The sequence below is a fragment of the Rhabdaerophilum calidifontis genome, assembly GCF_008641065.1.
GTDB classification, from domain to species: Bacteria; Pseudomonadota; Alphaproteobacteria; order Rhizobiales; family Beijerinckiaceae; genus Rhabdaerophilum; species Rhabdaerophilum calidifontis.
In genome coordinates this window covers 439,306-461,512 of sequence record NZ_VTRS01000001.1, presented here as the reverse complement: position 1 = coordinate 461,512, position 22,207 = coordinate 439,306, and the positions used below count along the sequence as shown (strand labels likewise).

21 protein-coding genes are annotated in these 22,207 nt (G+C 67.2%); 8 read left to right on the top strand and 13 right to left on the bottom strand.

The genetic code is table 11. From position 1 onward, the window contains the following. Nucleotides 1-42 precede the first annotated feature (42 nt). Both ispG and FWJ24_RS02190 read right to left on the bottom strand, forming a co-directional pair. Nucleotides 43-1,314 carry a flavodoxin-dependent (E)-4-hydroxy-3-methylbut-2-enyl-diphosphate synthase gene (ispG, locus tag FWJ24_RS02195; protein ID WP_150286132.1) on the bottom strand — a complete coding sequence of 424 codons (1,272 nt, stop codon included), beginning with the start codon at nt 1,312-1,314 and terminating at the stop codon, nt 43-45. Nucleotides 1,315-1,317: 3 nt separating this feature from the next. Continuing rightward, a complete protein-coding gene (locus tag FWJ24_RS02190; protein WP_246155471.1) occupies nt 1,318-1,926 on the bottom strand; it encodes a transcriptional repressor in 609 nt (202 codons plus the stop codon). A gap of 50 nt (nt 1,927-1,976) precedes the next feature. On the opposite strand from FWJ24_RS02190, the gene FWJ24_RS02185 reads away from it, so the two are divergent. Together FWJ24_RS02185 and FWJ24_RS02180 are read left to right on the top strand one after the other, a co-directional pair. Further along, entirely contained in the window at nt 1,977-2,762 is a 786-nt protein-coding gene (locus FWJ24_RS02185) for a 3-hydroxybutyrate dehydrogenase (protein ID WP_150286131.1), read from the top strand. After that, a complete protein-coding gene (locus FWJ24_RS02180; RefSeq protein ID WP_150286130.1) occupies nt 2,740-3,810 on the top strand; it encodes a patatin-like phospholipase family protein in 1,071 nt (356 codons plus the stop codon). Before FWJ24_RS02185 ends, FWJ24_RS02180 begins: the two co-directional genes overlap by 23 nt. 6 nt (nt 3,811-3,816) lie before the next feature. Here FWJ24_RS02180 and FWJ24_RS02175 read toward each other — a convergent pair whose 3' ends face one another. Together FWJ24_RS02175 and FWJ24_RS02170 are read right to left on the bottom strand one after the other, a co-directional pair. After that, nucleotides 3,817-6,945: an efflux RND transporter permease subunit gene (locus FWJ24_RS02175; protein ID WP_150286129.1), complete on the bottom strand. Its 3,129-nt coding sequence runs from the start codon at nt 6,943-6,945 to the stop codon at nt 3,817-3,819. After that, nucleotides 6,942-8,027: an efflux RND transporter periplasmic adaptor subunit gene (locus tag FWJ24_RS02170; RefSeq protein ID WP_150286128.1), complete on the bottom strand. Its 1,086-nt coding sequence runs from the start codon at nt 8,025-8,027 to the stop codon at nt 6,942-6,944. Before FWJ24_RS02170 ends, FWJ24_RS02175 begins: the two co-directional genes overlap by 4 nt. A gap of 186 nt (nt 8,028-8,213) precedes the next feature. Here FWJ24_RS02170 and FWJ24_RS02165 point away from each other — a divergent pair, with 186 nt between their 5' ends. Continuing rightward, on the top strand, nt 8,214-8,882 hold the full coding sequence (locus FWJ24_RS02165; RefSeq protein WP_150286127.1) for a class I SAM-dependent methyltransferase: 669 nt from the start codon (nt 8,214-8,216) through the stop codon (nt 8,880-8,882). A gap of 9 nt (nt 8,883-8,891) precedes the next feature. Here the strand turns inward: FWJ24_RS02165 and FWJ24_RS02160 are convergent, their stop codons facing one another. The 5 genes from FWJ24_RS02160 to FWJ24_RS02140 form a co-directional block, all read right to left on the bottom strand. Next, nucleotides 8,892-9,278, bottom strand: a complete 387-nt coding sequence (locus tag FWJ24_RS02160) for a DoxX family protein (protein WP_150286126.1) — start codon at nt 9,276-9,278, stop codon at nt 8,892-8,894. 261 nt (nt 9,279-9,539) lie between these two features. Then, nucleotides 9,540-11,177, bottom strand: a complete 1,638-nt coding sequence (gene groL / locus FWJ24_RS02155; RefSeq protein WP_150286125.1) for a chaperonin GroEL — start codon at nt 11,175-11,177, stop codon at nt 9,540-9,542. A gap of 37 nt (nt 11,178-11,214) precedes the next feature. Next, nucleotides 11,215-11,502 carry a co-chaperone GroES gene (gene groES / locus FWJ24_RS02150; protein ID WP_150286124.1) on the bottom strand — a complete coding sequence of 96 codons (288 nt, stop codon included), beginning with the start codon at nt 11,500-11,502 and terminating at the stop codon, nt 11,215-11,217. 198 nt (nt 11,503-11,700) lie between these two features. Then, nucleotides 11,701-12,597, bottom strand: a complete 897-nt coding sequence (locus FWJ24_RS02145) for a DMT family transporter (RefSeq protein ID WP_150286123.1) — start codon at nt 12,595-12,597, stop codon at nt 11,701-11,703. Then, nucleotides 12,597-13,403, bottom strand: coding sequence for a sulfite exporter TauE/SafE family protein (locus tag FWJ24_RS02140; RefSeq protein WP_150286122.1), 807 nt, complete (start codon nt 13,401-13,403; stop codon nt 12,597-12,599). The genes FWJ24_RS02145 and FWJ24_RS02140 overlap by 1 nt, the downstream gene beginning before the upstream one ends. Nucleotides 13,404-13,504: 101 nt before the next feature. Between FWJ24_RS02140 and FWJ24_RS02135 the strand changes: the two genes are divergently transcribed. Beyond that, nucleotides 13,505-14,902: a polysaccharide biosynthesis protein gene (locus FWJ24_RS02135; protein ID WP_150286121.1), complete on the top strand. Its 1,398-nt coding sequence runs from the start codon at nt 13,505-13,507 to the stop codon at nt 14,900-14,902. Here FWJ24_RS02135 and FWJ24_RS02130 read toward each other — a convergent pair. Next, nucleotides 14,895-15,569, bottom strand: a complete 675-nt coding sequence (locus tag FWJ24_RS02130; RefSeq protein WP_166443556.1) for a protein phosphatase CheZ — start codon at nt 15,567-15,569, stop codon at nt 14,895-14,897. The genes FWJ24_RS02135 and FWJ24_RS02130 overlap by 8 nt on opposite strands. Before the next feature lie 461 nt (nt 15,570-16,030). Between FWJ24_RS02130 and FWJ24_RS02125 the strand changes: the two genes are divergently transcribed. Then, nucleotides 16,031-16,846, top strand: a complete 816-nt coding sequence (locus FWJ24_RS02125) for a L,D-transpeptidase (protein ID WP_150286119.1) — start codon at nt 16,031-16,033, stop codon at nt 16,844-16,846. Nucleotides 16,847-16,916: 70 nt separating this feature from the next. Here FWJ24_RS02125 and FWJ24_RS02120 read toward each other — a convergent pair whose 3' ends face one another. The 3 genes from FWJ24_RS02120 to FWJ24_RS02110 all read right to left on the bottom strand — a co-directional run bounded on the left by FWJ24_RS02120 (nt 16,917) and on the right by FWJ24_RS02110 (nt 19,710). Further along, complete coding sequence (locus FWJ24_RS02120; protein WP_150286118.1) at nt 16,917-17,600, bottom strand: DUF2076 domain-containing protein; 684 nt, start codon at nt 17,598-17,600, stop codon at nt 16,917-16,919. A 161-nt stretch (nt 17,601-17,761) separates the two neighbouring features. After that, nucleotides 17,762-19,342, bottom strand: a complete 1,581-nt coding sequence (gene aceB, locus FWJ24_RS02115; RefSeq protein WP_150286117.1) for a malate synthase A — start codon at nt 19,340-19,342, stop codon at nt 17,762-17,764. 185 nt (nt 19,343-19,527) lie between these two features. Then, a complete protein-coding gene (locus tag FWJ24_RS02110) occupies nt 19,528-19,710 on the bottom strand; it encodes a Flp family type IVb pilin (protein WP_150286627.1) in 183 nt (60 codons plus the stop codon). Nucleotides 19,711-20,286: 576 nt separating this feature from the next. Between FWJ24_RS02110 and FWJ24_RS02105 the strand changes: the two genes are divergently transcribed. The 3 genes from FWJ24_RS02105 (at nt 20,287) to FWJ24_RS02095 (ending at nt 22,171) form a co-directional block, all read left to right on the top strand. Beyond that, the gene (locus FWJ24_RS02105) at nt 20,287-20,760 is read left to right on the top strand and encodes a pilus assembly protein N-terminal domain-containing protein (protein ID WP_166443555.1); all 474 of its coding nucleotides are present in this window, start codon (nt 20,287-20,289) and stop codon (nt 20,758-20,760) included. A 180-nt stretch (nt 20,761-20,940) separates the two neighbouring features. Next, nucleotides 20,941-21,516, top strand: coding sequence for a TadE/TadG family type IV pilus assembly protein (locus FWJ24_RS02100; protein ID WP_150286115.1), 576 nt, complete (start codon nt 20,941-20,943; stop codon nt 21,514-21,516). Nucleotides 21,517-21,529: 13 nt separating this feature from the next. Then, entirely contained in the window at nt 21,530-22,171 is a 642-nt protein-coding gene (locus FWJ24_RS02095; RefSeq protein WP_150286114.1) for a TadE/TadG family type IV pilus assembly protein, read from the top strand. Nucleotides 22,172-22,207 lie beyond the last annotated feature (36 nt).

Sequence of the window (22,207 nt, the reverse complement as noted above, 5' to 3'; positions counted from 1 at the left end):
CGGCGCGGGCCCTCCCGCGCCGTTCGCATGTCATGAGCCGGTTCAGCGCCCGAAGCGCCGCTCGATATAATCCGCGACGATCGTCTTGAACGCATCCGCGATGCCGGCGCCGCGCAGCGTCAGCCGCTTCTCGCCGTCGATGAAGACCGGCGCCGCCGGGGCCTCGCCGGTGCCAGGCAGCGAGATGCCGATATCGGCATGCTTGGATTCGCCCGGTCCGTTGACGATGCAGCCCATCACCGCGACGTTGAGCGTCTCGACGCCGGGATAGCGCGTCTTCCATTCCGGCATCGATTCCGAGATCCAGTTCTGGATATCGCGCGCGAGTTCCTGGAACACGGTCGAGGTCGTGCGGCCACAGCCCGGACAGGCCGCCACCAGCGGCACGAAGGTGCGGAACCCCATGGTCTGGAGCAGTTCCTGCGCGGTCCGGACTTCGAGCGTCCGGTCGCCGCCGGGTTCGGGGGTCAGCGAATAGCGGATCGTGTCGCCGATCCCCTCCTGCAACAGGATCCCGAGCGCGGCCGAGGAGGCGACGATGCCCTTCGAGCCCATGCCCGCCTCGGTCAGCCCGAGATGCAGGGCATAGCGCGAGCGCCGCGCCAGCTCGCGGTAGATGGTGATCAGGTCCTGTACCGCCGAGACCTTGGCGGAGAGGATGATCCGCTCGGCGCCGAGGCCGATCTCCTCGGCGCGTGCCGCCGAGCGCAGCGCCGATTGCACCATCGCCTCGCGCGTGATGGCGCGGGCATCGAGCGGGCGCGCGGCGCGGGCGTTCTCGTCCATCAGATGCGTGAGCAATTCCTGGTCGAGCGAGCCCCAATTGGCACCGATCCGCACCGCCTTGCCGTGCCGGATGGCGCATTCGATGATGGCGCCGAACTGGCGGTCGCGCTTCTCGCGGAAGCCGACATTGCCGGGATTGATGCGATATTTGTCCAGCGCCTCGGCGCAGGCCGGATGATCGGCGAGGAGCTTGTGCCCGATATAGTGGAAATCGCCGACAAGCGGTGCATTCACCCCGCGCCGCAGCAGCCGTTCCCTGATATGCGGCACGGCGGCGGCGGCCTCGTCGCGATCGACCGTGATGCGCACGATCTCCGACCCCGCGCGCGCGAGCGCCGCCACCTGCGCGACGGTGCCGTCGATATCCGCCGTATCGGTATTGGTCATCGACTGCACGACGATCGGCGCCGGATGTCCGGCGATCCGTCCGCCGACCTGGACGAAGCCGACGCGGACGCCGGCCGTTTCGTGGCGCGTCCGGGGGCCGAAGGCGGCTGCCTCAAGGCAGGGGGGCGGCGACAGATCCATGCCTCAGCTCCGCGATTCCGCCGCACAGGCGCGGCAGGATCCGGCCAGTTCCACCACTTGCCGGCGGGGCGTGAAGCCCTGCGCCGCAGCGATCTCGCCGAGGGTCTTGTCCAGTTTTTCCGCCACCGCCTCCTCGACATGACGGCAGGTCTCGCAGATCAGGAACACCACCCGCGCCGAGGCGCCATGACCATGCGGGCAGGCAATGAACGCGTTGAGCGTCTCCAGCCGGTGGATGAAGCCGTTCTCGCGCAGGAAATCGAGCGCGCGATAGATCGCGATCGGCGCCGGCGCCCGCCCCGTCTCCGCGCGCAGCAACTCGATCAGATCATAGGCGCCGAGCGGGCGCTGCGAAACCGCAAGCCTTTCGAGCACCGCGCGGCGCTGCGCGGTGAGGCGCAAACCCCGGGCCCGGCACGTCTGTTCGGCGGCGGCAAGCGTCTGCTCCGCCGGCACGGCATGGCCGGCGCAGCAGGCATCATGCCTGTGCGCGGAGGCATGGGGACGGGTTTCGAGCCGCAGCGACATGCGCGACATATAATTCGCTCGCGTCGCGAAGGCGAGATCGCGCATACGGATATTGCAGCGCGCATGGATATTGCGACGCACCATGCTAGAAGGGGCTCCGCGCCCCGGACGGGGCTTCGCGAAAGGAACCCAGGATGTCGATGAAGGGAAAAAGCGCGCTCGTGACCGGTTCGACGAGCGGGATCGGCCTCGCCATGGCGCGGGCCTTCGCCAGGGAGGGCGCGGATGTGATGCTGAACGGCCTCGGCGACGCCGCCGAGATTGAGGCGACGCGCGCCGCGATCGAACGGGATTTCGGCGTCCGCGCGGCCTTCGATGGCGCCGACATGCTGAAGCCCGACGAGATCCGCCGCCTTGTCCGGGCCACGGAGGATGCCTTCGGCAAGATCGACGTACTGGTCTGCAATGCAGGAATCCAGTTCGTCTCGCCGGTCGAGGATTTTCCGGACGAGAAATGGCAGCAGATCATCGGCATCAACCTCTCCTCCGCCTTCTATGCGATCAAGGCCGCCGTGCCGGGCATGAAGCGCCAGGGCGGCGGGCGGATCATCAACCTGTCCTCCGCGCATTCGCTGGTCGCCTCGCCGTTCAAATCCGCCTATGTCGCGGCCAAGCACGGCATTGCCGGCCTCACCAAGACGGTGGCGCTCGAACTCGCGCAGGCGAAGATCACCGTCAACGCCATCGCGCCCGGCTATGTCTGGACACCGCTTGTCGAGCGCCAGATCCCCGACACGATGAAGGCCCGCAACATGACCGAGGAGCAGGTGAAGCGCGACGTGCTGCTCGCCGCCCAGCCGACCAAGGAATTCGTGACCGTCGAGCAGGTCGCAAGCCTCGCGCTCTACCTCGCCTCCCCCGCCGCGGCATCGATCACCGGGACGACGATCTCGATGGATGGCGGCTGGACAGCGCAGTAAGCGGACCGGGCCGGTGGACGGCATCAAGCCGATCAACATCGCGCTCCAGGGCGGCGGCGCGCATGGCGCCTTCACCTGGGGCGTGCTCGATGCGATCCTCGAGGACGAGCGGCTCGCGATCCGCGCGCTTTCCGGCGCTTCAGCCGGGGCGATGAACGCGGTCTGCCTTGTCGAGGGCTATGCCGAAGGCGGGCGCCAGGGCGCGCGCGACCAGCTTCGCCGCTTCTGGGAGCGCGTCTCGGACGGGGCGCGCTATTCGCCGATCCAGCGCAGCCTGTTCGACCGGCTCCTCGGGCGCTGGGGCATCGAGCAGACGCCGGGCTTCCTCTGGTTCGAATGGCTGAGCCATGTCGTCAGCCCCTACGAGACCAACCCGCTCGACCTCAATCCGCTGCGCGACGTGCTGAACGCGGAGATCGACTTCACCCGCGTGCGCGGCTGCGCCAATATCCGGCTCTTTATCGCCGCGACCAATGTCCATACCGGCCGCATCGAGGTCTTCGACCAGAAGAAACTGACGGCGGAGCATGTCCTGGCCTCGGCCTGCCTGCCCTCGATCTTCCGGGCGATCGAGATCGACGGCGTGCCCTATTGGGATGGCGGCTATACTGGAAATCCCGCGCTATTCCCGCTCTTCCACGCGACCGAGAGCGCCGATCTCCTGATCGTCCAGCTCACGCGGATGATCCGGCGCGAATTGCCGACCACCGCGCGCGCGATCGAGAACCGTCTCAACGAGATCACGTTCAACGCCTCGCTCCTCGGCGAGTTGCGGGCGATCGAGTTCGTCCAGCGTCTGATCGAGGGCGGGATGGTGCCGGCCGACCGCTATCGTCGCCTCCGGCTGCACCGGATCGACGCCGACAAGGCGCTCGCCGATCTCGACGCTTCCTCCAAGATCAATGCCGAGCGCGATTTCATCGAGACGCTGTTCGAGCGCGGCCGCAAGGCGGGCCGCGACTGGCTGCGTCGGCATTACGACGATATCGGCCGGCGTGACACGCTCGATCTCGCCGGTATCCTGGCCGGCCGCGCCAATGGCGGCTGAACGGCTTCATTCCGCCGGCTGAGGCCGCGCCCCCGCCCGCCGCGCGCGGCGGCGGTCCCGGCGGGCGGCGCGCCAGCCGGAGAGATTGGCGACGAGCTGGAGCGCCGCCGGCGTGACGATCAGCGTCAGGATCGTCGCGAAGGACAGCCCGAACAGCATCGCGGTCGACAATTGCACCCACCATTGCGTCGCGGGCGCGCCGATCGTCACCTCGCGTGCGGCGAACTCGATATTGACCCCGAAGGCGATGGGCGCGACGCCGAGCACCGAGGAGGCTGCCGTCATCACCACCGGGCGCGCGCGCTCGGCGCAGGTGCGCAGGATCGCCTCCCGCGCCGCAAGCCCCTCGCGGCGCAGGATGTCGTAGGTATCGATCAGCACGATGTTGTTGTTCACGATCACCCCGGCGAGGCTGATGACGCCGAGCCCGGTCATCACCACGCCGAAGGGCTGATCCATGACGATGAGCCCGATGAACACGCCGATCAGCGCCAGGACCACCGAGGACAGGATCAGCCCGACGCTGGTGAAGGAATTGAACTGCGCGAGCAGCACCGCGAAGATCAGGAAGATCGCCGCCCCGAACGCCTTGGAGAGGAAGGCGGACGCCTTCGCGCGTTCCTCATCCTCGCCCTTGAGGCGGAAGAACACGCCGGCGCCGAGATCGAGCCGGCCGAGCTCGGCCTGCACCTCCTTCTGCACCAGGGCCGTGGGCACGCCCTCGGCGACATTGGCAGAGAGCGTGATGACGCGGTTGGCGTTGATCCGGTTGAGGGTGCCGACCGAGCGCGTCGCCTCGCGGCTGACCAGGGTGCCGATCGGCACCGGGCCGACGGGCGTGTTGACGAGCATGTCGTCGAGCTGATCGAGGGAGCGGCGGTTCTCGGGAAAACGCAGCAGCACATCCACCGATTTGTCGGCGGTGACCGGGCGATATTCGGTGAGCTTGACGCCGTTCGTCACGAGCTGCACCGCAGTGCCGACCGTTCCGGCCGCCGCGCCCACCTTCGCCGCCTCGCCCCGGTTCAGCCGCAAGGTCCAGTCGATCCCCGGCAGCGGCAGCCCGTCGTCGAGATCCTTCAGATCGCGGCGTGCGGCGAGCATCGCCGCCACCTTGCGGGCCGCCGGCTCCAGCCGTTCGGGGTCGAGCCCGGTCAGCTCGATCTGGATCGGCTTGCCGGTCGGCGGGCCGGCGCGCGGCTTCGTCACCGCGATCTCGACGCCGGGAATATCGGCCGTGCGGGCGCGGATATCCTCCATGATCGCGCTGGCCTTGCGGCGCTTCTGCCAATCGACGAATTCGAACTGGATGATCCCCACCGTGTCCGGCGAGACCTCGTTGTTGCCGCCGCGCTGCATCTCGCCGACGCGGGTATAGACCGTCTCGACCTCGCGCATGTCGAGCAGGCGCTGCTCCACCCGCTTCACGAGCCGGTCCTTCTCGGCGAGGCTGAGATTGCCGCGCGCCCGCACCTGCACCAGCGCGTAATCCGGCTCGACATCGGGGAAGAACTCCACCCCCTTGCCGACCTTGGCGTGGATCATCGGGATTGCGACCAGCATGGCGATCGCGAGCAGGATCGTCAGGCCGGGGAATCGCAGCGCGAGGCGGACCGTGCGCATGTAGAGCCCGTTCCGGGAAAGGGCGTCGCCCTCGTCCGGCGTGCCGGAGCGGCCGATCAGGGCGCCGAAGGCGGGCACGAACAGCAGGGCATAGACAAGGCTCGCGGCCAGGGTGGCGATCAGCGTGATCGGCAGGTATTTCATGAACTCGCCGACGATGCCCGGCCAGAACAGCAGCGGCGAGAAGGCCGCGACGCGCGTCGTCGTGGCGGCGATGACCGGCACCGTCATCCGGCTGGCGGCGAGCGCATAGGCCTCGCGCGGGGCGATGCCCTCCGCCATCCGCCGCTCGGCGAATTCCGTGACGATGATCGCGTCATCGACCAGTTCGCCCACGGCGAGGATCAGCGAGAACAGCACGACGATATTGACCGTCAGTCCCGCCACGGAGAGCACGAGGATGCCGGCCAGGAACGAGAACGGCACCGCGAGCCCGACCAGGAAGGCCGCGCGGAAGCCGAGCGTCGCCAGGATGACGATCGCAACGAGCAGCACGCCGGAAATCACCGAATTCTGCAGATCTCCGAGCATCTGCCGGATATTGGTCGAGCGATCCTGGGTCGTGGTCAGCTCGATGGTCGGCGGCAGAAGCGGCCGGGCGCGCTCCAGCGCGGTCTTCACGCCGTCCACCGTGTCGATCAGGTTGGCGCCGACGCGCTTCGAAACCTCGATCGTGACCGCCGGCTTGCCGTCGACGCGGGTGATCGAGACCGCGTCCTTGAAGGTCGGCCGCACCTCGGCGACATCGCCGAGCCGCACCACCGCGCCGCCGGTCGCGAGCACGGGAAGCTGGAGGATATCCTCCGGCTTTTCGAGCAGGCTCGGCACCTTGACCGAGAAGCGCCCGCTCGCGCTCTCGATCGCGCCGGCCGCGATCAGCGTGTTGCCGGCCGAGACGACGCGCACGAGATCGTCGAGCGAGACGTTATAGGCGGCGAGCAGAGTCGGCTCGACGATGATCTCGACCACCTCGTCGCGCGCGCCCTTGAGATCGGCCGCCAGCACGCCCGGCACCTGCTCGATCGCGGTGCGAAGCTGGCGGGCGAGCCGGACCATGGTCTGCTCCGGCACGTCGCCCTTCATCGCGACGATGATCACGGGGAACAGCGAGACATTGACCTCGGTGACCTTGGGTTCATCGGCGTCGCGCGGCAGGTCGCGCTTGGCGTCGTCGACCTTGGCGCGCACATCCGCGATCGCGCGGCGGGAATCGAAGCCCGGCTGGAATTCCAGCAGCACATAACCGCCGCCCTCATAGGCCGCGGCGCGCATCTCCTTGACGTTGGAAACGGATTTAAGCTGCGTCTCGAGCGGCCGCAGGATCAGCCGTTCCGCATCCTCCGGCGAGATGCCGCGCTGGGTGACCGAGACATAGACGATCGGGATCTGCACATCCGGCTCGGCCTCCTTGGGGATGCCGAAATAGGCCGTGACGCCGGCGAGGAGCAGGAACACCATCGCCGCCGCCGTGAGGCGCACATGGCTGATCGCGTATCCGATCAGCGCGGTCATCGCCGGCTCGCCTGGATCTCGAGCGGCTCCTCGACCGCCTCGACCCGCTCGCCCTCGCGGATGAAATCCTGTCCGCGCACGATGATCCGCTGCCCGTCCTTCAGGCCGCGGACCCAGATCGAGGCATCGTCATCCTCGATCAGTTCGACCGGCGCAAACCCGACCATCCCCGCCGGATCGACGACGCGCAGCCCGAGCCGGCCCTCGCTCGAGAAGGTCAGCGCCGAGCGTGGCACCTGCGCCGCCTCGACCGGCGCCAGAACCACCGCCACCTCGGCGGCGATGCCGTCGGCGATCGCCCCGTCCGGATTGGCGAACCGCACATCGACGCGATAGGTCCGCGTCTGCCCGCTCGGCCGGCGGGCGATGAACCGCACCTCGCCGCCGCGGATCTCCCCGGTCACCAGCCGGATCTCGGCCCGATCGCCTACCGAAACCCCGCCAAGCCGCCGCTCCGGCAGTTCCACCACCGCGAGGATCGGATCCGGCGCGATGATCTCGGCGACCTGCGCCCCGACGACGACCCCCTGCCCCACCTCGACCGGAAGATCGTTGATCATGCCGGCGATCGGCGCGGTGATGTTGGCGCGCAGCAATTCAGCCTCGGCGCTCGCGAGCGCAGCCTCGGCCGCCCGCTTCTCTGCCCGCACCTCCTCAAGGCTCAGCATCGGGTAATTGCCGCGCCGCGCCAGCGCCTCGCGCGCCTCCAGCTCCGCGGCCCGCTGCGCGAGCCGGGCCCTGGCCTGCGCGACATTGGCCTCGCGCGCCTCGTCGGAAAGCTCGGCGATCAGGTCGCCCACCGCCACCTGCGCGCCGCGGCTCACCGCGAGCCGCGTGATGATGCCGCTGGTGCGCGCGCTGACCATCACGCGCTGGTCGCTCTGGGTGCGTCCGGTCAGCGTCAGCCGGCGCGCATGCGCCACCACCCGCACCGGCGCCACCGCCACCTTGAACAGCGGCCGCTGCTGTTCCGCGACGCGCGCCGGCGGCACTGGCGGCGTCGCCGGGCGGAGATAGCCCGAGGCAACCCAAAGGCTCGCGAGAACCAGAACGGCCAGCGCGGAAATGCGCGCCCAGATCATGACACGTGCCTTTCCAGCGCCCCGTGAACGGCTTACGCATGCGCACGGGAACAGATCACGCAGGCGGAAGGAGATACCGGTGTCGCACGACACGGGGAAGCCCGGCAAGAGCCCCTTCGGCCCGCCTCATCGGCGGCAATTGCGGCTCATTCATGGTGGCGGCGAAGGCACAAGGCGCTTCGGCAGATGACGGCGGCCGAGTTCGGAAGAGCGGCCTTCATCCGCGCCAACACGGCGCTGCGCCCGGTGCCGCATGTGCCGGAAATCCGCCTCCATGTCGCGCATGAGGCAATCGCGCTCTGGCAGAAGACCGAGGAGGATCTGGCCGAGATGGGGCTGCCGCCGCCCTTCTGGGCCTTCGCCTGGGCCGGCGGGCAGGCGCTGGCCCGCCATCTTCTCGATCATCCCGGCATTGTCGCCGGGCGGCGGGTGCTGGATTTCGCCTCCGGCTCCGGGCTCGTGGCCATCGCGGCGGCGAAAGCCGGGGCGCGCCGGGTCGAGGCCGTGGATATCGACGGCTACGCGGCCGCCGCGATCGCGCTCAATGCGGCCGCGAACGGCGTCGCGATCGCGCCGGAGCAGGCGGATCTTGTCGGCGAGGATCGCGGCTGGGAGGTCGTGCTCGCGGGCGATGTCTGCTACGAGCAGGCACTGGCCGCGCGCGTCTTCGCCTGGCTGTCGGCGCTCGCGACGCGCGGCGCCGAGGTGCTGATCGGCGATCCCGGCCGCGCCTATCTGCCGAAGGACCGGCTCGACGCGATCGCGACCTATTCGGTGCCGGTCGTCGGTGCACTGGAGGACAGCGAGATCAAGCGCACCAGCGTCTGGCGGATCGCGTCGGCGCGATCCGCCTGAGCGGGGAGGTCAGCGGCGATCCACCGAGAACGCGCCCGGCCCGGCAACCGCCAGCGCGAGGAACCCGCCGGTGACCGAGATGTTCTTCATGAACAGCAGGAACTGCATCTGATCGGCGAGCTTGAAATGGAACAAGAGCGCCGCCGCGAGCGTGAAGCCGGCCAGCGCCAGAGCCGCGAGCCGCGTCTGGAACCCGACCATGACCATCGCCCCGCCGATCAGTTCGACGATGATGACGAGCGGCAGCAACGCGCCGGGAACCCCGAACGCCTCCATGTATTTCTGGGTGCCGGCATAGCCTCCGATCTTTGAATAGCCGCTGAGGACAAACATCAGTGCCAGCATGAGGCGGGCGGCGAGCAGGATGAGATTGGAAAGGGCGGGGGGAAGAGACATGACGACCTCGATGATGTGAAACGGCAGCTATGAGACGAAGTGTTAACACGCTCTTCAAGACACTGAAATGAATTGAAAATTGCAATCCGGCAATGAGAACTTGTCCAGAATGCGCCGCATCCGGCGGGCACGCCGCCCGCCTCCCCCAAAGGAAAAGGCCCGGATCGCTCCGGGCCCTCGCATCGCTGGATCGGGCGCGCAGATTGGCTGCGCGCGGCAGGGTTCCGATCCGGGCATGGCCCGGATCGGCGCCGGATGGCCTTAGAAATCCATCCCGCCCATGCCGCCGCCCGGCATCGCCGGGGCCGGGGTGTCCTTCTTCGGGGCTTCCGCAACCATCGCCTCGGTGGTGATGAGCAGCCCCGCGACCGAAGCCGCGTCCTGGAGCGCGGTGCGCACGACCTTGGCCGGATCGACGATGCCGGCCTCGATCATGTCCACGAACTCCTCGGTCTGGGCGTTGAAGCCGAAGGTCGGCGACTTGTTCTCGGAGATCTTGCCGACGACGATCGAGCCTTCGACGCCCGCATTCTCGACGATCTGGCGGATCGGCGCCTCAAGTGCCTTCAGCACGATGTTGATGCCGGCCTTCACGTCCTCGTTGTCGGACTTGACCTTCGCCGCCGCCGCCTTGGCGCGGAGCAGCGCGGTGCCGCCGCCCGGAACGATGCCTTCTTCCACAGCCGCGCGGGTCGCGTTGAGCGCGTCGTCGACGCGGTCCTTCTTCTCCTTCACCTCGACCTCGGTCGCGCCGCCGACGCGGATCACCGCGACGCCGCCCGCGAGCTTCGCAAGGCGCTCCTGGAGCTTCTCGCGATCGTAATCGGAGGTGGTCTCCTCGATCTGGGCCTTGATCTGGTTGACCCGGGCCTCGATCTCCTTCTTCTTGCCGGCACCGTCGACGATCGTGGTGTTCTCCTTCTCGATCCGCACCTTCTTGGCGCGGCCGAGCATGGCGAGCGTGACGGATTCGAGCTTGATGCCGAGATCTTCGGAGATCATCTGGCCGTTGGTGAGGATCGCGATGTCCTCGAGCATGGCCTTGCGGCGGTCACCGAAGCCCGGCGCCTTGACGGCCGCAACCTTGAGGCCGCCACGCAGCTTGTTGACGACGAGCGTGGCGAGCGCTTCGCCCTCGACATCCTCGGCGATGATCAGCAGCGGCTTGCCGGTCTGCACCACGGCCTCGAGAACCGGCAGCATCGGCTGGAGCGACGACAGCTTCTTCTCGAAGATCAGGATGTAGGGATCGTCGAGCTCGGCGACCATCTTCTCGGCATTGGTGATGAAATACGGCGAGAGGTAGCCACGGTCGAACTGCATGCCCTCGACGACGTCGAGTTCGGTCTCGAGGCTCTTGGCCTCTTCGACCGTGATGACGCCCTCGTTGCCGACCTTCTGCATCGCGTGCGCGATCATCTCGCCGATCGACTTGTCGCCATTCGCCGAGATCGTGCCGACCTGCGCCACTTCCTCGGAATTCTTGACTTTCTTGGCCCGCGCCTTGATGTCCTCGATCGCCGCGGCGACCGCGAGGTCGATGCCCCGCTTGAGATCCATCGGGTTCATGCCGGCGGCAACCGACTTGGCGCCTTCGCGAACGATCGCCTGCGCGAGAACGGTCGCGGTCGTGGTGCCGTCGCCGGCGACGTCATTGGTCTTCGAGGCAACCTCGCGGACCATCTGCGCGCCCATGTTCTCGAACTTGTCGGCGAGCTCGATTTCCTTGGCGACCGTCACGCCGTCCTTGGTGATGCGCGGGGCGCCGAACGACTTCTCGATCACGACATTGCGGCCCTTGGGGCCGAGCGTCACCTTCACCGCATTGGCGAGGATGTCCACGCCGCGCAGCATCTTCTCGCGGGCATCGCCCGAAAACTTCACGTCCTTGGCAGCCATTTCGACTTACTCCGGTTCTGGTTTGCTGGCGGGGCGATCAGGCGATCACGCCCATGATGTCCGACTCCTTCATGATGAGGAGTTCGACACCGTCGATCTTGACTTCCGTGCCCGACCACTTGCCGAACAGGATGCGGTCGCCGACCTTCACGTCGAGCGGGACGAGCTTGCCATCGTCGCGGGCGCCGGGGCCAACCGCGATGACTTCACCTTCCTGCGGCTTCTCCTTGGCCGTGTCGGGAATGATGATCCCGCCCTTGGTCTTCTCCTCGCTGTCGATGCGCTTCACGACAACGCGGTCATGCAGGGGACGAAACTTCGTCATGGTGTCCTCGTGGCAGTTTGAACGGATGGCCGGTCGGGACCTGTCGGGCCATGCCATGGGCAGAATCGCCGGTCGGCCGGAATTGTTAGCACTCGACGGTGGTGAGTGCTGACCGACGATATGGTCGGCACGGCAGCAAGAGTCAAGCCCCGGCCCATCAAGCCGCGGCCTGTCAGGGGTCTTGTGGGGCCGATGCCCTCACGGCGCCGGCTCGATCGGCGGCTCGGCTGGCCTGGCGTCCTCGCGCCGCCCGCGGATCGTGATCAGCGTGCCGGCGACGATCAGCGCCGTGCCGAGCAGCGTGGCGAGGCCGGGCGTCTCGTCGAAGATCAGGAAGCCGAAAGCGGTTGCATAGAGCAGCGCGGAATATTCGGTCACCGCAAGCCTCGAGGCCTCCGCCCGCCGGAAGGCCATGCCCATCAGCAGATGTCCGGCGACCCCCATCAGCGCCAACGCGACATAGATCGCAAGCTCCGCGCCGGTCGGCGGCACCCAGACCAGCGCCGCCGGCACCGCCATCACAATGGCCGGCACGACATGCTGGAACAGCACGATGGTGATCAACGCATCCTGCTGCGCGCGCTGGCGGAGGAGCACCAGCGAGAGCGCGTAGGTCACGGCGGAGCCGATCGCCGCCGCAACGCCGGATGCCGGAAGGCCCTGACCGCCGAATCCCTGGCCGAGCACCATCGCCGCCATGCCGCCGAAACCGAGCACGAGACCGGCGAGAACCCGGCGATCGAGCGCCTCGCCGAGCAGCAGCGCGCCGAACCCGGCGAGAAACAGCGGCGAGAGGAACGAGAACGCGATCGTCTCGGCGAGCGGCAGGGTCTGGAGCGCATAGAAGAACATCGAGGCCGTGCACAGCCCGATCAGCCCGCGCACGAGATTGATCCGCACCGCCGCGCATCCCGGCAGCGGCGTCCGCATCCAGAGCCACAGCGCGCCCGCCGCCACGAGCCCGAAGGCGAAGCGCAGGAAGACGAGCTGGAAGGTGGGAAACCGGGCGCCGACGAGCTTGATCAGCACATCCATCGCCGAGAGAACGCCGATGGCCAGGATCGCGGTCGCGGCCGGAGGAAGACGGTCGAGCATCACGGAAGGAGCGCCTTCGCCGCCACATAGACCAGCCGTGCGCCGCCGATCACCAGCAGGCTGTTGGTCAGGAGCAGGATCGCACGCTGCGAGAGCCGGTGGTGAAGCGCGATCCCGGCGCGCACCGCGAGCGGAATCACCGGCGCCAGCATCAGCGCCGCCGCCGCCATGTCCGGCCGCGCCGCCATCAGCATGCCATAGGGGCCGAGCTTGAGCAGATTGCCCAGGGTGAAGAACGCCGTCGTCGTGCCGACGAAGAGCCGTTTGTCGAGCCCGCGCCGGATGAGATACATCGCCACCGGCGGCCCGCCGGCATGCGCGATGAAGGTGGTGAAGCCGGAGGCCGCGCCCGCGACGAAGCCGAGCGCCGGCTCGATCGGCCGCAGTGTCGGCGATGCCCGGCGCCAGAGCTGCCAGAACCAGTGCCCCGCGAAGCCGAGGCTGACGAGGCCGATCACCAGCGCGACGATCCGCCCATCGATCTCGGACACCAGCAACCAGCCGAGCGCCAGGCCGAGAAGCAGGCCCGGAACCAGTACGCCGAGATCGGGCCGCGACCAGCTCGACGGGCCGAAGCTGCGCAGCGTGAACATGTCCATCACCGAGATGAGCGGCGCAACGAGGATCGCCGCGCCGACCGGATCGGTCACGAAGGAGAGCATCGGCACGCCGAGCGAGGCGGCGCCACCGCCGAACGCCCCCTTCGAGAAGGCGATCAGGCCGATCGTCGCGAGGCCGATCGCCCAGAAGAGCGGGTCGGCGGCAAAGCGCGTCGCGGCCGCGAGCATGAGATCGGAATAGGGCACGGGGAATCCGGCGGAACGGTCAGCTTCACGAGATAGCGCGGCGATGGCGCGAGAACAATGCGCAGCCGCTTGCCTTCGCCGGCGCTTTCAACGCAATAGGCATGATGCTGATGCCCGCCACCTTCCTCGCTTCCGCCCTGGTTCAGTTCGGGCTCGGGCTGGCAACGGCCTGGATCCTCGGGCCGACGGAATTCGGCCGCTACGCTTTGGCGCTGGCCGGCGCCGTGCTCGCCCAGACGCTGATCTTCGAATGGCTGCGCCTCGCGGCGATCCGCTACCATCAGGCCGGCGCGCCGGCGGGGCGGTTCCTGCACCTCTTCGCGGGCGCGGCGGCGCTGGCACTGGCGCTGGCAGGGTTGGCCGTCGCGATTCCCGGTGCGCCGCGCGGGCTACTGCTGCTCGGGGCCGCAATCACGCTCGCGGCCGGCTATGCCGAACTGCGCGCGGCGCTCCTGCGTGCGGCTTTCGACGAGGCGGGCTATGTCCGAATCGTGGCGATCCGCAACGGCACGGCGATCCTCACCATGCCCGTCGGCGCCCTGGCGACCGGCTCCGCGGAAGGCGGCCTCGCAGGCTTCCTCGGCTCGGTTCTCGCCGCTTTGGCGGCGGATGCGCTGCGCTTCCGCCGCGCTGCCGCGGTTGCGCGACCGGACGACCTGCCCCGCCTGGGCGCGCTGATCGGCTATTCCGGCCCCATCATCGCGACGAATGTCGGCTATCTGGCGATCTTTCTCGCGTTGCGCGGTGTCAGCGCGACGCTTGGCGGCCTCGCGGCGGCAGGGCAGTTCAGCCTCGCCTTCGATCTGATCGCGAAGCTCGTCACCACCATCGGCACCGCCGCCGATCTCGCGCTGTTCCAGCTCGCGGTCCGCGCCGAGCGCGAGAACGGCGCCGAGGCCGGGTTCGCCGCCGCACGACGCAACCTCACCGCGCTGCTGGCCATCCTGTCGCCGGTGGCGCTGGGCCTGATGCTCGTCCTGCCGGATCTCGAGATCCTACTCGTGGCGCCCGATTTCCGCGGCCCGTTCCGTGCGTTCGCAGAGGCGCTGATTCCCGGACTCACGCTTTACGCGCTGATCCAATATGCCCTGCACCCGTTCTTCCAGCTCCGCCACCGCACCCTGCCGCTCACGGGCGCGGCGCTGGCGGCAATGGCGATCATCGCGACATCGCTGCCGATCCTGCGCCTCGCTGGCGCGGGCTTGCCGCTCGCGATCGGCCTGTCGCTCACGGCGGGGATGACCGGCGCCGGCGCATTGCTGGCGTCACGGCTCGGCCGGTCGATTCTGCCGGAACGCGGAAATGGCCTACGGCTCGGCGTGGCGCTCGCGGCATTGCTGCTCGGGGCTCTGCCGGGGCGGATGCTCGATCCCGGCCCTGCGGCCCTGCTGGCTACGGCGGCGGGCGGCGTCGCCGGGTATGGCTTCGCCGCGCTCCTGCTCGATCTCGCCGGGGTAAGGGCGCTGCTGCGCGGCAGGGGCCCGACCGGGCTCAGCTGAACAGCGCGTCGATCTCGTTCTGGTCGACGTGATCCTCGGAATTGACCGGAACCGGCCCGGTGAGCAACGCCGCGGCGCCCTCGGTCGCGCGCTCCTCCTCCTTGGTGGAGATTTCCGCCTCGATGAGGTCGTGCAGCGCCTGCAACCCGCCCCAGGCATCGATCATCCGGTGGATGCGGCTCTCCACGAAATTCAGCGTATCCACAACCCGGCTGACGCGCTGGCCCGAGAGATCCTGGAAGTTGCAGGCCATGTAGATCACGGTCACCTTCTCGGCGATCTCGGCGGCGCGGGCCTTGGCGTCCTCGAGCGTGGTGTCGCTCTGGATGGCGCCGGCCAGCGTCTCGATCGCTTCGCTCGCCGCGAGGATGTCATTGGTCGCCTGCTCGGTCTGGCTGACCACGGTCGTCAGCTCCAGCGCCGCGATGTCGACGCCGCCGATATTCGCGCCGACCTTGATCGCGGCGAGTTCCTTCTTGGTGCCGCGGATCGCCTCGTCGATCTCGCCGATATCCGAACGCAGCATGGAGACGCTGCGCAATTCGTTGCGATAGCTGTCGCTGAGATTCTCGATGATGCCGCGCAACGGCGCCACCAGCGCGCGCAGCGCCCGCAATTCCTCGAGAATCGGCTGCGAAAGCCCCGGCGGTTCGGCGCTTGCGGGCATGTCGGTTCCTCCGATCTCGATGGGGGCCGGCAACGCGAAGGCAGGGACGGCCATCCGCGGCGCCGGACGTGGGACGCCACCTTCAATGCGGAACCGGCGGGCACTCTCGCTCATGGAACAATCTCTGGTTGTCGCAGCCTGTTTCCGCAGCTTCGCCCGGACAAGTTAAGCATCGGTTCATCCGCTTGGAATCACTCAATTACGTTCCGTTAATCCTGAATAATTCGTCAAATCGTTCAAGGTCCTATAAATGATTCTTTAACCCTAAGACGAATGGTTCACATTCCTGCTGAACAGAAGCTTACATTAACCACGAAGATTAGCGATTTCTATCCAGAAGCAGATCGAAACTTGAAAAGACGGCGGGAATGCATGCCAAAGGCATCGTTCCGGGCTCGGCCGTTCGTGCAACGCCCAGAGGTTGGTGCCATGAACGTTGATACCATGAACAAGGTGATGCCATGAGCGCCTCGCTGATTTCCTTCCGCCGCCGTGCGGCCCTCCCCGTGCGTTCGCCGCTGGCGATCGCGATCTGCCTCGCCGCGACGACGCTGCCGGCCGCCGCCGATCCGCGCGGCGGCAATCTCGGCGGTGGATTCATCGAATTCCTGATGACCGGCGCGGCGCCCTCCCATCGCCAGGGCGCGCCGCTCTATGCCGCGCCGCCGCAGCCCGTCCATCCCGGACGCGTCTACGCTCCCGCTCCGCAGCGGCGCGGCCTGGTCCAGCAGCAGGCGGTGGCGCCGATCCTGGCCGAGGACGAGCCGGATTTCGGCGCGCCGCCGCGCGGCATGCGCCGCGAACGCATGCCCGCGCCGGTCGCGCCCGGCTTCGACCCCCGCTACGAGAAGCAGGAGGTCGCCTATCCCGGCCGCCATGCGCCCGGAACGATCGTGATCGATACGCCCAACAAGTTCCTCTATCTCGTGCAGGGCAATGGCCGCGCCTTGCGCTACGGCATCGGCGTCGGCCGGCCGGGCTTCGAATGGGCCGGCGTCAAGGCGATCACCCGCAAGGCGGAATGGCCGGATTGGCGTCCGCCGGCGCAGATGCTGAGGCGCCGCCCCGATCTGCCGCGCTACATGGCCGGCGGCCCGGAGAATCCGCTCGGCGCCCGCGCGCTCTATCTCGGCTCCTCGCTCTACCGCATCCACGGCACCAACGAGCCCTCGACGATCGGGCAGGCGGTGTCCTCGGGCTGCATCCGCATGCGCAACGAGGATGTCGTCGATCTCTACGGCCGGGTGCGGGTGGGGACGAAGGTCGTCGTCATCTGACCCGTCCGGTGCAAGACACCAGCAAAAAGGCCCCGGAACCCGGGGCCTTTCGCGTTACCGGTGTGCCGGATCACGCCTCATAGCTGTCGTCGCCGCCATCGAAGAAACCGCCATCGTCGCCGGTATCCTCCTCGTAGCCCTGATGCTCCTCCGGCGGCAGCTGCGGATCATTGGGCTGGCCGAAGAAATTGCTCGACGCGGCAGGCGCGGCATGCGCCTGCCCGCCGCCGAACGCGCCGGAAAGCAGGTTGCCGATCATCATGCCGCCGGCGACACCGGCCGCCGCGGCCGCCGCGGTGCCGAGAAAACCCATGCCCTGCCGCTGCTGGGGCTGCGCCGCCTGCCCCCAGGGGCCGGCCGGAGGCTGCGGCTGGCCGCCCCAGGGGCCGGCCTGCGGCGCCATGCCTTGGGCTGCCATCGGCGCACCGCGCTGGCCATAGGCGGGCATGGCCGGCTCGGGCGCGCGCGCGCCGCCGAACAGCCCGGACAGGAAGCCGCCCGATGCCTGCGGCGCCGCCGAAACCTGCTGCTGGAGCCGGGCGACCTCCTGCTGGAGCCGCTCGATCTCCGCCTGCTGGTTCATCAGCGCCTGCTCCTGCACGAACACCGATTGCGTGAGCGCGTAGGGCGCATAGGGCTGCTGGCGGACAAGTTCGGCAATGTGCTTCTCGGCCTCCGGATCACGGGGCTGGGTCGCCACATTCTTCAGACGCTCGAAAATACCGTCGATAACCTTACGCTCTTCAGCGTTCATGCGATCCTCCTCACGACCCTACGCCTCTCCCCGGCGGGGGTCATAAGATGAGATAGCGAGCCTTGATGGCAATTGCACCGCCCGTTACGAAAATTTCATGCAGGCCCCGTGCCGGCGGGGGCCCGGCGCCGAGAACGCCGGCCGCGGCAAAGTCCGGCCCGTCAGTCGATCTTCGCGTAGGCCGGAACGGTGAGGAAATCCTCGAATCGCGGCGCAAGACTCAGGGCGCGGAAGAGTTCGATCGCCTCCGGGAAGCGGCCCCTGTCATAGTTCTCGGCGCCGATCTCCTCCTTCACCCGCGCCATTTCCTCGGCGAGGCAGGCATCGAAGAAGGCCGCATCGGCCTTGCGGCCGCTCTCGAAGGCAAGCCCGTATTTCACCTGCTGCCAGATCTGCGCCCGCGAGATCTCGGCGGTCGCGGCGTCTTCCATCATGTTGTAGATCGGCACCGCGCCGCGCCCGCGCAGCCATGCCTCGATATATTGCACGCCGACGCGGATGTTCTCGCGGAACCCCGCCTCGCTGCGGGTGCCCTGATGAACCTCCAGCAGATCCTTCTGCGTGACATTCACGTCCTCCCGCAACCTGTCGAGCTGGTTGGGCTGCGGCATCAGCCGATCGAACACCTCCATCGCCACCGGCACGAGATCGGGATGCGCGACCCAGGTTCCGTCATGCCCGTCGCCGGCCTCGCGCTCCTTGTCGGCGCGCACCTTGGCGAAGGCGGCCTCGTTGGCGGCCGGATTGTTCTTGACCGGGATCTGCGCCGCCATGCCGCCCATGGCGAAGGCGCCGCGCCGGTGGCAGGTCTTGATCAGCAGCAGCGAATAGGCGCGCAGGAACGCCTTGCCCATCACCACCTGTCCGCGATCCGGCAGGGCGTAGTCCCTGTTGGCGGCGAGCTTCTTGATGAACGAGAAGATATAGTCCCAGCGCCCGCAATTGAGCCCGACGATGTGATCGCGCAGTTCGAACAGGATCTCGTCCATCTCGAACGCCGCCGGCAGGGTCTCGATCAGCACAGTGGCCTTGATCGTGCCCTTCGGGATGCCGAGGGCCTCCTGCGCCATCACGAACACATCGTTCCAGAGCCGCGCCTCGAGATGGCTTTCGAGCTTCGGGAGGTAGAAATAGGGGCCGCTTCCTTGCGCGATCTGCGCCTTCGCGTTGTGGAAGAAATAAAGCCCGAAATCGAACAGCGAGCCGGAGCAGGGCTCGCCATCAATGAGCAGATGACGCTCCGGCAGGTGCCAGCCGCGCGGGCGCACGAGCAGCACGGCCGGCTTCGGGCCGAGCCGATACGCCTTGCCGCTGACGGGATCCGTAAAATCGAGCCGGCCGGCCCAGCGATCCTTCAGGTTGATCTGGCCTTCGACATTGTTGGCCCAGGTCGGGGAATTGGCGTCCTCGAAATCGGTCATGAACACCTTCGCGCCGGAATTCAGCGCGTTGATGACCATCTTGCGGTCCACCGGACCGGTGATCTCGACGCGGCGATCCTGAAGATCGGCCGGAATCGGCGCGACCTTCCAGTCTCCGGCGCGGATATTGGCGGTCTCCGGCAGGAAATCGGGCAGCGTGCCGGCATCAAAGGCTGCCTGCCGCTCAATCCGCGCGGCGAGCAGATCCTTGCGGCGGCCGTTGAAGGCACGCTGGAGGGCGGCAACGAAATCCAGCGCCGCCGGCGTGAGGATCTCGTCGAAGCGCGGGGCCATCGCCCCCTTGATCTCGATTCCGGCCATGGCGCGTCTCCCTGTTCCCCTGGTTCGTGACCGGGAACCATAAGAACGACGCTCCGGCCGGCGCAAGGCGCCATTCGGCGATGATACTCTTTCCAGAAAAGACAAAATCGCGCGCATGATTGCGCCCAACGAAAAAGGCGGCCCGAAGGCCGCCTCGCTTCGCACCGGAAGATCCGGCGATCGGCTCACGAACCGCTGGTCTTGGACTTCAGCGTTTTGCCGATATTGGTGAAGGCCTGCGACAGATCGCCCGAGAAGGCGTTGAGCGCGGCGATGATGGCGGCAGCCATGAGGGCGGCGATGAGGGAATACTCGATCGCGGTGGCGCCGGACTCGTCCTTGGCGAAGCGCGTGAAGATCGACATGATGTGCTCCTTACTCTGTCTGTGCTCCAGGTTTCCGTTCGCTGCGCCGCAAGGCTTCCGCGCCGGAACCGAGGGCAAACATAAGCCCCCGGCCTTTCAAGCAAGTTAATTCGATTGGAAATAAAGGATCTCAATCTTCGCAATAACAGCGATAGTTAATACAGTAAAAAACTTTTGAGTGGATGGCGAAATCTGAAGAAAAAAATGCCTAACAGCACGTTAATACAAAAATACGATCAAAGATTTTTAAAAAGCAACTCGATTTCTGCTTTTATATCGATTTCTCTCTCTGCCCTTTCGTAAAGCGCCATGCTCAGAAAACTATCCGTGAGGCGCTCTTCCGCTATAAGAACAATCCTGAGTTGCGTTTCATGAAGGAGAAATCGCGCCGCAAAACTTGATGTCCGCCCCAAACCGGTCCGAGAGCGATGAAGCCCGCGAATCCCCTTCAGCCTGCTTTACCGATTGTTCACCCTGCTCGGGCAGGCTTGCCGCGTGAGCCGGCATGCGCATAGCCCCGCGCCGCCCGGTCTGTGGAGTTGAGCGATGGACATGGCCCGCAAGCACCGAGCCCAAGGGATGCGAGGCTGCGGAACGGCGATCGTCGCCGCGCTGCTGGCAATCTGCGGCGCGGCCCGGGCTGAGGAGGGCGCGATCCGCGTCGTTCTCGATCAGGCCAAGCTCGTGAAACTGCCGGCGGGCACCGAAACCATCGTCATCGGCAACCCCGCGATCGCCGATGTCACGGTCCAGCGCGGCGGCGTGATGGTGATCACCGGGCGCTCGCCCGGCCGCACCAATTTCATCGCGCTCGACGGCGCCGGCACGATCATCTCCGAATCGCAGGTGGCCGTGGCGGATCAGGAGACCGGGCGACTCGTCGTCCAGCGCGGGCTTGAACAATCGAGCTACGATTGCACTCCGCGCTGCCTGCCGACCGTGACCCTCGGCGACGACGACAAGCATTTCACCCGCGCCGTCAGCCAGGCTGCGGCCAGGGACGGCATGGCAAATGGCAGCACCGCCGCCAACAGCAAGGCCGAGAAGAAATAAGCCGCGCGCGCCCGCGCGAGGCGCGCGGAGGCTTTGTTAAAAAACCGTCTACTGGCTGCGCGGGATTCTCCCGAACGGCCGAAACGGAACGGAAATCTGTCTCTGCTATCCAGAATCCGCAAGGTTGGCCCATGCCGCGCAAGGCGGGCCGGCAGGTTTCGCGACCGGACGGGTGAGACAATGAACGAACGGAAGCCGGACGGAATCACGGCGACGACGGCGACCAGGCCAGGCTGGATGCGGCGTTTCGCGCGCCATCGCGCGGGCGCGACGGCGGTCGAGTTCGCGATGATCGCGCCGCTTCTGTTCGGTTCGCTCTTCGCGATCATCGAGAGCGGCACGCTTTATCTCAAGGCCACCGCGATGGAGGCCGGGGTCGAGGAGGCCAAACGCGTCACCATGACCGGCCAGGTCGCGGGAGCGGGCGCCGCCGAGGCGCAGATCGCCAAGTTCCGCTCGGCGTTCTGCAGCCAGGTGGACTGGATCATTTCCTGCGACGCGGTGAAGTTCGATGTCCGCGCCTTCGATACGTTCGGGCTCGCCGCCATGCCGAACCCGGTGGTGGATGGCGTGCTCAAATCCGGCGACATGCAGTTCAACACCGGCAAACCCTGCCAGATCGTGGTGATCCGCGCCTATTACGAGGCGACCGCCATCACCGCGCGCATCCGCAACGATGTCGCGCAGCTCGCGAACCGGAACGTGCTGATCTCCGGCTCAGCCGCGTTCAAGAACGAGCCGTTCGGCGCCTGCTGAGGAGGAACAGCCGATGATTCGCCCCCTCGCCACCCGCTCGCGCCGCACGCTTCGTCGCTTCATCGCCGCGCGCCGGGGCGCCGCCGCCGTCGAATTCGCGCTGCTCGCGCCGGCCATGCTCGCCGTCTGGGTCGGGATGATCGTCGCCACCGATGCGCTGACCGCCGACAAGAAGGTGACGCTGCTTGCCCGCACGCTCGCCGACATGACGACGCAGATGCAGGCCGTCAGCCAATCCGACATGGATTCGATCTTCGCGGCGACGGCATCGGTGATCTGGCCGCATCCGATCGACAAGATGGGCATGCGCACCGTGTCGATCGATATCGACGGCAACGGCACCGCCTTCGTGGATTGGTCGATGGTGCCGTCGGATGCGAAGCTCAGGGGCAATTTCACCCCGCTCGCGCGTTGCACCAAGTTCACCAACCTGCCCGCGGGCCTGAAGGTGGCGCGGACATCGGTCGTGCTGGCCGAGGTCACGATGCGCTATCAGGCCTCGGTCGCGACGCAGATCGTCGACGAATTGTTCAAGGGCTCAGCCATCGATGGCGAGATGGGCCTCGGCGATTTCCTCTACATGCGCCCGCGACAATCGACCAAGGTGACGCTCAACCCGCCGCCGAGCGGGAATTGCCCCGGCTATGTGAGCTGACCGACCTGTTTGGGATCACAAAAACGCGGCAGGGCA

Bases quoted from the DNA above. Each gene is read 5' to 3' on its own strand.
- FWJ24_RS02120 (WP_150286118.1), bottom strand. From the start codon at position 17,600: ATGAACGCTGAAGAGCGTAAGGTTATCGACGGTATTTTCGAGCGTCTG.
- FWJ24_RS02105 (WP_166443555.1), top strand. From the start codon at position 20,287: ATGCGAGGCTGCGGAACGGCGATCGTCGCCGCGCTGCTGGCAATCTGC.
- FWJ24_RS02135 (WP_150286121.1), top strand. From the start codon at position 13,505: ATGATGCTGATGCCCGCCACCTTCCTCGCTTCCGCCCTGGTTCAGTTC.
- FWJ24_RS02100 (WP_150286115.1), top strand. From the start codon at position 20,941: ATGAACGAACGGAAGCCGGACGGAATCACGGCGACGACGGCGACCAGG.
- FWJ24_RS02160 (WP_150286126.1), bottom strand. From the start codon at position 9,278: ATGTCTCTTCCCCCCGCCCTTTCCAATCTCATCCTGCTCGCCGCCCGC.
- FWJ24_RS02185 (WP_150286131.1), top strand. From the start codon at position 1,977: ATGTCGATGAAGGGAAAAAGCGCGCTCGTGACCGGTTCGACGAGCGGG.
- FWJ24_RS02180 (WP_150286130.1), top strand. From the start codon at position 2,740: ATGGCGGCTGGACAGCGCAGTAAGCGGACCGGGCCGGTGGACGGCATC.
- aceB (WP_150286117.1), bottom strand. From the start codon at position 19,342: ATGGCCGGAATCGAGATCAAGGGGGCGATGGCCCCGCGCTTCGACGAG.
- ispG (WP_150286132.1), bottom strand. From the start codon at position 1,314: ATGGATCTGTCGCCGCCCCCCTGCCTTGAGGCAGCCGCCTTCGGCCCC.
- FWJ24_RS02175 (WP_150286129.1), bottom strand. From the start codon at position 6,945: ATGACCGCGCTGATCGGATACGCGATCAGCCATGTGCGCCTCACGGCG.
- FWJ24_RS02190 (WP_246155471.1), bottom strand. From the start codon at position 1,926: ATGGTGCGTCGCAATATCCATGCGCGCTGCAATATCCGTATGCGCGAT.
- FWJ24_RS02170 (WP_150286128.1), bottom strand. From the start codon at position 8,027: ATGATCTGGGCGCGCATTTCCGCGCTGGCCGTTCTGGTTCTCGCGAGC.
- FWJ24_RS02130 (WP_166443556.1), bottom strand. From the start codon at position 15,569: ATGCCCGCAAGCGCCGAACCGCCGGGGCTTTCGCAGCCGATTCTCGAG.
- groL (WP_150286125.1), bottom strand. From the start codon at position 11,177: ATGGCTGCCAAGGACGTGAAGTTTTCGGGCGATGCCCGCGAGAAGATG.
- groES (WP_150286124.1), bottom strand. From the start codon at position 11,502: ATGACGAAGTTTCGTCCCCTGCATGACCGCGTTGTCGTGAAGCGCATC.
- FWJ24_RS02165 (WP_150286127.1), top strand. From the start codon at position 8,214: ATGACGGCGGCCGAGTTCGGAAGAGCGGCCTTCATCCGCGCCAACACG.
- FWJ24_RS02145 (WP_150286123.1), bottom strand. From the start codon at position 12,597: ATGCTCGACCGTCTTCCTCCGGCCGCGACCGCGATCCTGGCCATCGGC.
- FWJ24_RS02095 (WP_150286114.1), top strand. From the start codon at position 21,530: ATGATTCGCCCCCTCGCCACCCGCTCGCGCCGCACGCTTCGTCGCTTC.
- FWJ24_RS02125 (WP_150286119.1), top strand. From the start codon at position 16,031: ATGAGCGCCTCGCTGATTTCCTTCCGCCGCCGTGCGGCCCTCCCCGTG.